This window comes from Asticcacaulis sp. (assembly GCF_020217185.1).
Taxonomy (GTDB): Bacteria; Pseudomonadota; Alphaproteobacteria; order Caulobacterales; family Caulobacteraceae; genus Asticcacaulis.
The window spans coordinates 1-10,000 of the sequence record NZ_JAIWNX010000266.1; the positions used below are offsets into that span (position 1 = coordinate 1).

At 61.6% G+C, this 10,000-nt stretch carries 10 protein-coding genes and 1 pseudogene; 3 read left to right on the top strand and 8 right to left on the bottom strand.

Annotated elements, in window-relative coordinates; all coding sequences use genetic code 11:
• Positions 1-572: pseudogene (locus tag LDL37_RS13395) on the bottom strand (hypothetical protein); the annotation flags it as partial.
• A gap of 98 nt (positions 573-670) precedes the next feature.
• Between LDL37_RS13395 and fliI the strand changes: the two are divergent.
• Genes fliI through LDL37_RS13410 form a run of 3 tightly spaced genes read left to right on the top strand, consistent with a single transcriptional unit; the run spans position 671 to position 3,527 of the window.
• Complete coding sequence (fliI, locus tag LDL37_RS13400) at positions 671-2,002, top strand: flagellar protein export ATPase FliI (protein WP_126422638.1); 1,332 nt, start codon at positions 671-673, stop codon at positions 2,000-2,002.
• A 12-nt stretch (positions 2,003-2,014) separates the two neighbouring features.
• Entirely contained in the window at positions 2,015-2,428 is a 414-nt protein-coding gene (locus LDL37_RS13405; protein WP_290799230.1) for a flagellar export protein FliJ, read from the top strand.
• Between the two features lie 19 nt (positions 2,429-2,447).
• Entirely contained in the window at positions 2,448-3,527 is a 1,080-nt protein-coding gene (locus LDL37_RS13410; RefSeq protein WP_290799233.1) for an endo-1,4-beta-xylanase, read from the top strand.
• A gap of 287 nt (positions 3,528-3,814) precedes the next feature.
• Here LDL37_RS13410 and LDL37_RS13415 read toward each other — a convergent pair whose 3' ends face one another.
• The 7 genes from LDL37_RS13415 to LDL37_RS13445 form a co-directional block, all read right to left on the bottom strand.
• Positions 3,815-4,285, bottom strand: a complete 471-nt coding sequence (locus tag LDL37_RS13415; protein ID WP_126422634.1) for a DUF4282 domain-containing protein — start codon at positions 4,283-4,285, stop codon at positions 3,815-3,817.
• A 174-nt stretch (positions 4,286-4,459) separates the two neighbouring features.
• Positions 4,460-6,562 carry a flagellar biosynthesis protein FlhA gene (gene flhA / locus LDL37_RS13420; RefSeq protein WP_290799236.1) on the bottom strand — a complete coding sequence of 701 codons (2,103 nt, stop codon included), beginning with the start codon at positions 6,560-6,562 and terminating at the stop codon, positions 4,460-4,462.
• A gap of 182 nt (positions 6,563-6,744) precedes the next feature.
• Positions 6,745-7,116, bottom strand: a complete 372-nt coding sequence (locus LDL37_RS13425) for a diacylglycerol kinase family protein (RefSeq protein WP_290799238.1) — start codon at positions 7,114-7,116, stop codon at positions 6,745-6,747.
• Positions 7,117-8,487 (bottom strand): sigma-54 dependent transcriptional regulator, encoded by a 1,371-nt coding sequence (locus tag LDL37_RS13430; RefSeq protein ID WP_290799240.1) that lies wholly within the window; start codon positions 8,485-8,487, stop codon positions 7,117-7,119.
• A gap of 11 nt (positions 8,488-8,498) precedes the next feature.
• Positions 8,499-8,786, bottom strand: coding sequence for a flagellar motor switch protein FliN (gene fliN / locus LDL37_RS13435; RefSeq protein WP_049781676.1), 288 nt, complete (start codon positions 8,784-8,786; stop codon positions 8,499-8,501).
• A 47-nt stretch (positions 8,787-8,833) separates the two neighbouring features.
• Positions 8,834-9,499, bottom strand: a complete 666-nt coding sequence (locus LDL37_RS13440; RefSeq protein WP_290799242.1) for a flagellar assembly protein FliH — start codon at positions 9,497-9,499, stop codon at positions 8,834-8,836.
• 45 nt (positions 9,500-9,544) lie between these two features.
• The coding region (locus LDL37_RS13445; RefSeq protein ID WP_290799243.1) for a FliG C-terminal domain-containing protein at positions 9,545-10,000 on the bottom strand (456 nt) is incomplete at its 5' end.

The following is a 10,000-nucleotide window of genomic DNA, read 5'->3' on the forward strand; positions in this document are numbered from 1 at the left end:
GCTTCGATAATGGTCGGGGTCGGGCGATAACCACTGGAGGCCCATTGGGCCACATCCAGTCGCCGGTGACGATGCTGCGCCGCCGCGTGTCGGAGAATGTCACCAAGGTCAATGACATTGGACAGCAGCGGTTTAGAGACCTGATCAAGCGCCAGTTCCGGCTGAGACAGCGGCGACGTCTTGGCCCGCGTCGCCACCAGAATGGGTACGATCGACAGATGATGACTGCCCGCATGAAAGTTTTTCAGATCAAGGGCATAGTCTTCGACCTGCTCGATGGCGTGGCGGTCAAAGCCTTCGCTGCCGACCTTAAATTCAATGATGAAAATGCAGTCGCCAATGACCACCACCGCATCGGCGCGTTTGCCCATGCGCGGGATGGTGAACTCGAAATAGAGGGTGAAGGCCTCGATCGCCGTCAGCGCATTGCGCAGGATACGTATCTGCTGAAGCCACGCGCCCTTCTGTTCCAGATCGAGCGCAAAGGTATTGGCGCGCGCCAGTTCACCGAGAATCTGATCATCGGAATCGCTGAAGAATTTCTCCCGGTCGGCGGTATAATAGGCGCGCATCTGTCCCCCTTAAGAGAGCACCGTGCCAGGTCTTTCGACTATTGAAAAGTGGCAATCCGTTAACCTTTCTTAAGGCCCCATTCACCATACTCACGGCCATGCAGGACCTTCTCCATACCGCTCGCAATATCGACCCGATGCAGGTCTATGGCCGTGTGGCCGTGGTCAATGGCTTGCTGATCGAAGCCAAGGGCGGCATGTCGTTCATGGAGGTGGGCTCGCGCTGTGAGATCATGCGCCGCCACGATGCTCCCCTGCCCGTCGAAGTCGTCGGTTTCCGCGAAGACCGCGCCCTGATGATGCCTTTCGGCCCGGTCGAAGGCGTCGCCCCCGGTGCCGAAATCCGCATTTCGAACGAAGGGGCCAAGGTCTATCCTTCGACCGCCTGGCTGGGGCGGATTATTGACGCCTTCGGTGAGCCCATCGACGGGCTGGGGCCCTTGCCCAAGGGCGGCATCGGTTACCCGCTGAAGGCCGCGCCGCCGCCAGCCCATTCGCGCGCACGGGTGGGGGAGCGCCTCGACCTCGGCGTGCGGGCGATGAATGTCTTTACCACCTGCTGCCGCGGTCAGCGCCTGGGGGTGTTCGCAGGCTCAGGCGTCGGCAAGTCGGTGCTTCTGTCCATGCTGGCGCGCGAAGCGGCCTGTGACGCGGTGGTGGTCGGGCTGATCGGGGAACGCGGTCGCGAAGTGCGTGAATTCGTCGAAGAAACGCTTGGCGAGGCCGGCATTGCGCGCGCCATCGTCGTCGTGGCCACCTCGGACGAACCCGCCCTGAAACGGCGGCAGGCGGCCTATATGACGCTGGCCCTGTCGGAGTTTCTGCGCGATCAGGGGCTTGAGGTCCTGTGCCTGATGGACTCGGTGACGCGCTTTGCCATGGCCCAGCGTGAGATCGGTCTGGCCACCGGTGAACCGCCAACGACCAAGGGCTATACCCCCACCTGTTTTGCTGAGTTGCCCAAGCTGCTTGAGCGCGCCGGTCCCGGTCCGATGCTGCCCGACGGTACGCAAACCGGCCCCATTACCGGGCTGTTCACCGTGCTGGTCGATGGCGATGACCACAATGAGCCGATTGCCGACGCTGTGCGCGGTATTCTGGACGGCCACATCGTGATGAGCCGTTCGATTGCCGAACGCGGCCGCTTCCCGGCCATCGACGTGCTGAAAAGCATCAGCCGCACCATGCCAGGCTGTCAGACCCTCCCCGAACGGGAGGTGGTGCGCAATGCCCGCGCCGTCATGTCGGCCTATACCAATATGGAAGAACTGATCCGCATCGGGGCCTATCGCACGGGGGCCGATCCGCTGGTCGATCGGGCGATTCAGCTCAACCCCAGCATCGAACAATTTCTGTCGCAAAGCCCCGATGAGGCCACAAGTCTTGACGACTCCTTTACCCTTTTGGGCCAGATTCTCAGCTCTCAATAAGGGAGTAGCGTGATGGCCTCGTGGGTAAAGTCTCTGATCCGTATTTCGACTTTCGAGGTGGAGACGTTACAGAAACGTCTGGCCGAGGTCGCCACCCGCCGCACGCACGTCGAAATGAAGATTTCGACCCTCGATGCCGAACTGGCGCTTGAAATCGCCCGCGCCGCGCAGGAGCCCGCCTTCAGCTTCGACCTGACCGCCTATAAAAAGGGCTGGGCCCAGCGCCGCGAACAGTGCGTCTCGGAACTGGAGCTGATCGCGCACGAAGAGGCCGGTATTCGCGATTCGCTGAATGGGGCCTTTGAAGAACTGAAGAAGTTTGAGCACGTCGCCGAAACGACCCGTCTGTCGAAGGTGGCGGCTGAACTGAAGCGCGAAAGCGAGGCTATGGACGAAGCCGCCCTGCGTCTGCGCTTCGCCGGCTAAAACTATCGCAGGGGGACAGGTGACGACAAAACCCCAAGATTTCCCCCGCCGCACGGCTCTGGCCGCATTGGGGGCCGGTATGGGCGCGGCCCTGCTCAGCGCCTGCGGGCGCGGCGAAGCGGCCACCGGTGCCATCGCGCCTCTGAAATCGCACGCGCCTTTTCCGCTCGGCGTCTGCGCCATGACCGCGCAGATGGGCGATCCGCAATGGGCCGCCATGATCGCCACCCATTTCGACCGCCTCACGCCGGAATGGGAAATGAAGATGGAATACATCCTCCAGCCCGACGGCAGCCTGCGCTTCGACGCGCCCGACCGCATCGTGCAGCAGGCCCGCAACTATGGTCAGTCCGTTCTGGGGCATACCCTGATCTGGTACGCGCAGGACGGCGACTCTTTCCAGAGGCTGAAAGGCAACCGCCCGGCGTTCGAGACCGCCTATCGCGCCTATATCCGCGACGTGATGACCCACTACAAAGGCCATGTCGATGGCTGGGACGTGGTCAATGAACCCATTCTGGACGACGGGTCGGACCTGCGCGACTGCCTGTGGCGCGAGGTTTTGGGCGACGCCTATATCGACATCGCCTATCAGGCCGCGCATGAGGCCGACCCGGCCTGCCCGCTGATCCTCAACGACTACAATCTCGAATACTACCCGGCCAAGCGCAAACGCTTCCTCTCTCTGGTCGAGGGGATGCTGACACGCGGCGTGCCTCTGCATGTGCTGGGTACGCAGACCCATATCGCCGCTGATCTCCCCAGAGGCGCGATCCGTGAGACCCTGCGTGATCTGGCGGCGACGGGGCTGAAAATCCATCTGTCGGAACTCGACATCAGCCTGAAAGAAGCGGCGAAAAACACGCTCGATTTCAAAGATTACCGCGATGCCCAACGCGCCCTTTACGAAGAGGCCGCCGAAGCCTATGCGGCCCTGCCCTCGGCGCAGCAGTTCGGACTGACCGTCTGGGGCCTGCGCGACAAGGACTCGTGGTATAACCGCAAGGACAGGGGGCTGATCGCCGACGAGCCATTGTTGTTCGATGATGCAGGGCAGCTCAAACCCGTCGGTCAGGCCTTCGTCAAAGCGCTGGGATAACTCTCCTCCCTGTTGCGCAGCAATGGGGAGGTGGCATCTGAGCGAAAGCGAAGATGACGGAGGGGGATAGCGCAGATGCCTAAAACGCGCTCTATCCTTAAAGATTAGCGCCGACCCAACCGAAAGAGTCATCCCCCTCCGTCGGCTTCGCCGCCACCTCCCCACGCTTCGCGCAGGGAGGAGAATTAGAGCGATGTGCGGAAAAGTGTGAGCGGTTTTCCGCAAAAACATCGCGACAAAACAAAAATTTAGAGCGAAATGGCGATTCCACCTAAAGTCATTTCGCTCTAGTCCGCCTTCTTGGCCACGAAGAACGGGTTTTCCAGCACATCGCCTTCGACCGTTTCGGCGGCCGGGGCCTCGACCGGAGCGGTGAATACCGGATTGGCGGCGGGTTCGGCCACCACCGGCTTTGCGCCTTCGGTCACCGCGCGCAGGGCCCGCAGATCATCGGCGATGCGGAAGATGGCGACGTAAAATTCACAGAAAGACCGCCACAGCAGCAGCGCCGCCACGAGGAACAGGAGCCCGCCGATCAGGAACGGTACGGCCAGAAAAATCCCCCACGGCATTTCTTCGCGCATGGCAATACCGACGGTGCCGCCCACCACGGCAAACAGACCCAGTGCCACCAACGCCAGACCGGCCCAGTAGATGATATGGATGACCGGCTTGGTCAGCAGGCGGTCAAAGGTCATCAGATCGACGACAATGTCTTTCGGCTTCGTGCTGCCGAAGGCTTTTTTGATCACGCCCATGCCCTTGCCTCTTCGTTGCGCAAACGCGCTTTGGATTTATCCAGACCCGCTGTCAATAGCTTAGAGCGCATTCCGAAAAGTGTGCAACGGTTTTCGGAATCAAATGCGCGGCAAAACAAGAGGTTAGAGCTGAGTTTCGATTCAGCATGAACCAAACTCAGCTCTAACCAGATTCTACACCTGTCCCACCGTCCGCAGGCGGACCTTCGGATGGATTTCGTTCTGGCTCATGACGGTGGTATTGCCGCGGAAGCGCTCGACGATCGAGCGCACATAGGGTCGGATGCCGGGGCTGGTCAGCAGCACCGCCACCTCACCCGACATCGACACCTGCTCGAACGTATCGCGCACCGCACGGATAAATTCCTGAAGCTGCGACGGGGCCATCGACAACTGCCGCTCCTCACCCACCCCGATCAGCGAACCGGCAAAGGCGTTTTCCCAATCGTTCGACAGGGTGACGATGGGCAGGGCCCCATCTTCGGCGCGGTTTTGCCAGCACAGTTGCCGCCCCAGACGCGAACGCACATGTTCGACCATCTGTGTCACCGACTTGGTGTGCGGGGCCACTTCGCCCAGCGCTTCGAGGATGGCGGGCAGGTCGCGGATCGAAACGCGCTCTTTCAACAACGCCTGCAACACCCGTTGCAGCGTCGCCACCGTCACCACCGACGGGATCAGGTCGTCGATCAGCTTCTTCTGGCCCTCCGGCGCGTCTTTCAACAGCTTGGCCACCTCCGAATAGGATAGAAGCTCCGACATATTGTCCTTGAGGATTTCGGTCAGATGCGTGGTCAGGACGGTGGCCGGATCGACAATCGTATAGCCCATAAAGGTCGCTTCTTCGCGCAGGGCATTGTCGATCCAGGTGGCGGGAATCCCGAAGGCGGGCTCCTTCATATGCTCGCCCGGCAGTTCGACCTGACGCCCGGACGGGTCCATCACCATCAGTTGCCCCAGACGCACCTCACCGGCCCCGGCCTCCATCTCCTTGAGGCGGATGGCATAGCCCTGTGTCGGCAGGCGCATATTGTCCATCAGGCGCACAAACGGCATGACGAAGCCGTATTCCTGCGCCAGAGTCCGACGCAGGGCCTTGATCTGATCGGTCAGCTTGCGCCCGTCATTGTCATTGATCAGGCCGAGAAGCCCCAGCCCCAACTCAACCTTCACATCGTCGATCGCGAGCGTTTCGGCCATGGTTTCTTCGGTCGGGGCAGCAGGGGCGGCCTCAAGTGCGGCGGCCGCCGCGGCAGGGTCTTCCTTGGGCTTGCGCCCCAGCTTCCACGCCAGAAAACCCGCCCCGATGGCAATGGCGGCAAACGGAATGATCGGCATACCGGGGACAAGGCCCAGCACGCCCGCCGTGGCCGACACCATGCCGAGCACGACCGGGTTCATGGCCAACTGCGCCACCAGCGCCTTGTCGGCCGAGCCATCGACGCCGGACTTCGACACCAGAAAACCCGCACCCATCGAGATGATCAGGGCCGGAATCTGCGTCACCAGACCGTCGCCGACGGTGAGCTGGATATAGGTCGAAGCCGCCTCACCTGCCGGCATACCGTGCGACAGAATGCCGATCAGGATACCACCGACAATATTGATGGCGGTGATGATCAGACCGGCAATCGCGTCGCCGCGCACGAACTTCGAGGCACCGTCCATGGCGCCGAAGAAGTTCGATTCCATCTCGACTTCCTTGCGCTTGCGCTTGGCCTCTTCCATGTCGATGATGCCCGCCGACAGGTCGGCATCAATGGCCATCTGCTTGCCCGGCATCGAGTCGAGGGTGAAGCGCGCCGACACTTCGGCAATGCGGCCCGACCCCTTGGTGATGACCACGAAGTTGATCAGGATGAAGATCGCAAAGACGATCAGCCCGATGATGAAGTTGCCCTGCATGATCAACTGGCCAAAGGCCTGAATGGTCGCACCGGCGGCGGCGTGACCTTCGTGGCCGTGGCTGAGGATCAGGCGCGTCGAAGCGACGTTCAGCGCCAGTCGGAACAGGGTGGTGATCAGCAGCACCGTCGGGAAGGCCGAAAATTCCAGCGGCTTCTTGATCAGGATGGCCGTCATCAGGATCAGCACCGAGGTGGCAATCGAGATGGACAGCAAAAGATCGAGGAGGATGGCCGGGATGGGGATGATCAGGAAGACGATGATCATCATGATGCCGACGGCCATCACGACTTCACCGCGCTTCAACCAGCCCGCGACCTCAGACAGCTTGAAGGGCTGAACCCCTGTATTGGCTGTTGCCGCGTCCGCCACTCACTGTCCCCGAAACAAAAGCCTGTACCTTCGCGCAGAAGATAAACTCCTGGCATTAGGCAAAAATTACCTATGCCGTGGTGAAGAAAGGGTTAAGGCCGATTAGTGAGTAGGCTTTTAAAGAGCCTCCGGCGGGCAGGGGCACGGCCCCTGCACCCGGATCAGGCAGGAGTGGCCACTTCTTACCCTATCGACCTGAGATAGGGCCACAAGGTGAAACCGCCGATCAGAACCGCGGCAAAGGCACACAGAAGAACCGCCCCTGCGGCTATATCCTTCGCGCGTTTTACGCTCTCGGAATAGCCGGGCGACACCACATCGCAGACATATTCGACCGCGGTATTAAAGGTCTCCGCCACCCAGACCATAGCCATGGCTACAATCAGCCAGCGCCAGTCGGCTGGTGTTACCCTTAGCCACAATCCAACACCCACGACCCCTAAGGAGGCTACGGCATGAAGCCAGGCATTATGCTGGGTACGCAGCATGAAACCTATACCGGCAAAGGCGTACACAAAGCTTTTGATACGTCCGGACAGGCTGAAGACCGACATTTACGCCGCCGAAGCGCCCGATTGCGGGGCCGGGATGCTTAAGCCCTGAGCCGCGTATTCGTTCAGCTTGTTGCGCAGGGTGCGGATCGAGATGCCGAGGATATTGGCCGCGTGGGTACGGTTGCCGAGGCAGTGGCTCAGCGTATCGAGGATCAGCTTCTGCTCGACCTCGGCCACGGTAGAGCCAACGAAAGAGCGCGCGGCGCTTTCGGCGGCCTGAGCGGCGCGGTTGATGTAGTCCATGCCGATCGGGGCCACCGGATTGAGCGGCTGACCGTCCGGCAAACGGATGGCCTCCGCGTCGATTTCCACACCCGCCGACAACAGCACGGCGCGGTGCATGGCGTTTTCCAGCTCACGCACATTGCCGGGCCAGCCGTGCGCCTGAAGGCGACGCTTGGCCTCCAGACCGATGGGCTTCAGCGGGATGCCATTGGCCTCGGAATATTTCTTCACGAAAAATTCCGACAGGACCACGATATCGGCCGGGCGTTCGCGCAGCGGCGGGATGGCCAGATTGATGACATTGAGGCGATAGAGCAGGTCTTCGCGGAAGGTACCCTCCTTGACCGCCTGCGCCAGATTGCGGTTCGAGGTCGCCAGCACGCGGATATTGACCGGCACCGGCTTGGCCCCGCCGACGCGGTCGATGACGCGCTCTTGCAGGGCGCGCAGCAGCTTGGCCTGAAGGCGGGCGTCCATTTCCGAGATTTCGTCGAGCAGCAGGGTGCCGCCATCGGCCTCTTCAAACTTGCCGATGCGGCGCGCCATGGCGCCGGTGAAGGCCCCCTTTTCGTGGCCGAACAGCTCGGATTCCAGCAGATTATCCGGAATGGCGGCGCAGTTGACCGAGATGAACGGCTTTTGCGCGCGCTTCGATTTTTCATGGACGTAGCGCGCCATGACCTCCTTACCGACGCCGCTTTCGCCCGTAATCATGATCGAGGCGTCCGACGCCGATACCTGATCGGCCAGCTTGATCACCGCCTGCATGGCCGGATCATGCGAAATCATCGGGCGCGAGTCGTCGGCGACGGCGGCCAGCACGGCGGCGATCAGCTCGGCATCGGGCGGCAGGGGGATGAATTCCTTGGCCCCGGCGGTAATCGCCTGCGCCGCCTTGCGCGGGTCGGGATTGACGCCGCAGGCGACGACCTGAACGTGGATGCGTTCGCGCTCATTGGCTTCGATCAGCGCGCCGATATCCAGCTCATAATCGACCATCAGCAGGTCCGCCCCCTGCCCCTTGCGCAAAGCGTCGGTGGCCTGGGTCACGGTTTCGACGTGCGCCACCTTGGCCCCGGCATCCATAGCCATCTTTACGGCGGCGGAGAGTTGCCCGCTCAGGCGTCCAACAACCAGCAGTCTCATATCCCTACTCCTTACCCGGCCGAATCTTCAGACTTGATGATTTCCGTCATGGTCACGCCCAGACGTTCATCCACCACCACCACTTCGCCACGCGCGACCAGGCGGTTGTTCACGTAAATATCAATGGCTTCACCGACCTTGCGGTCCAGCTCCAAAACGCTGCCCTGCCCCAGCTTGAGAAGCTGCGACACCGACATATAGGCCTTGCCCAGAACGGCTGAGATATTGACCGGCACGTCGAAGACGGGCGCGAGATCGGCCGCCGCCTTGGTGCCTTCGTCGTCGCCGCCGGGCACCATGGCCTGACCTTCGCCGAACTCTTCCAGTTGGAAATTCTCAGACATGGCTATGATGCCTCTCGGGTTGCCGGCGTGTGGGCCGGGTGTTGACTGTGAGCCATTTCGGCCAGCAAGACTTCCTTGAGCGCGGCGCGCAGCGCTTCGGTGATGCGGTCCGGATCATAGGCGGCGCGCCCTTCCGGCCACTGAATCTCAAACGCCCCGACGTGGCGACCACCGGCCTCACGGAACTGAATGGCTCCCTGAAAACCGGTCAGGGCGGCAGCTTCGCGCGCGGCCTTTTGCAGATTGGCGTCCGGCGATGAGGCCGTGATGATCAGACGCGGCGCGCCGGAAATCTCTTCGCCCAGCGCCTCCAGCGCCGCCTTGACCGGCGCTTCGGGGAACAGCTCCAGCGCCTGAGCGGCGATCTTTTGCGCGCAGACCAGCGCCAGCTCGACGCATTCGGCCTTGTGGCTCATCAGCACGGCATTGAGCGCCTCCAGCCCGTGGCCGGCCGCCTCGGCCAAGGCCTGCACGGCCTGCGCCTGCGCCGCCTGAGCGCGCGCCATGGCCGACAGCTCGCCCTGAGTATAGGCCTGTTGACGGATGGCCTCGACCTCGTCGGGGGTGAAGAATTTCTTCTCCTTCGGGGTGCTGGCCAGCACATGCCCGCCGTCGCCATAGACGGTGCCGAAGTCGAACTTTTTGTATCGGGGCGGGGTGTGGGTCATGCGAAGACTCCTTGCCCTTTGCACAGCGACGCGGAGAAAAGAGACTTAATAAATAAGCTCATCATCGCCTCCCTGACCGGCCAGCATGATTTCGCCCTTGGCCGCGAGGTCCTTGGCGACCTGCACCATGGCCATCTGCGCGGAATCGACGTCTTTCAGGCGCACCGGCCCCATCGAGTTCATATCGTCGCGCATGATCTTGGCCGCGCGTTCGGACATGTTGGAGAAGAAGAGGTTGCGTAAACTGTCCGACGCCCCCTTGAGCGCCAGCCCCAGCTGATCCTTTTCCACCGCCCGCAGCAGCGTCTGCACGCCGCCCGGATCGAGCTTCGACAAGTCTTCGAACACGAACATCAGAGCACGGATACGCTCGGCCGACTCGCGGTTACGTTCTTCCAGCGCGGCGACGAAGCGGCTTTCGGTCTGACGGTCGAAATTGTTGAAGATTTCGGCCATCAGTTCGTGCGAGTCGCGCTTCGACGTGCGCGCCAGGTTTGACAT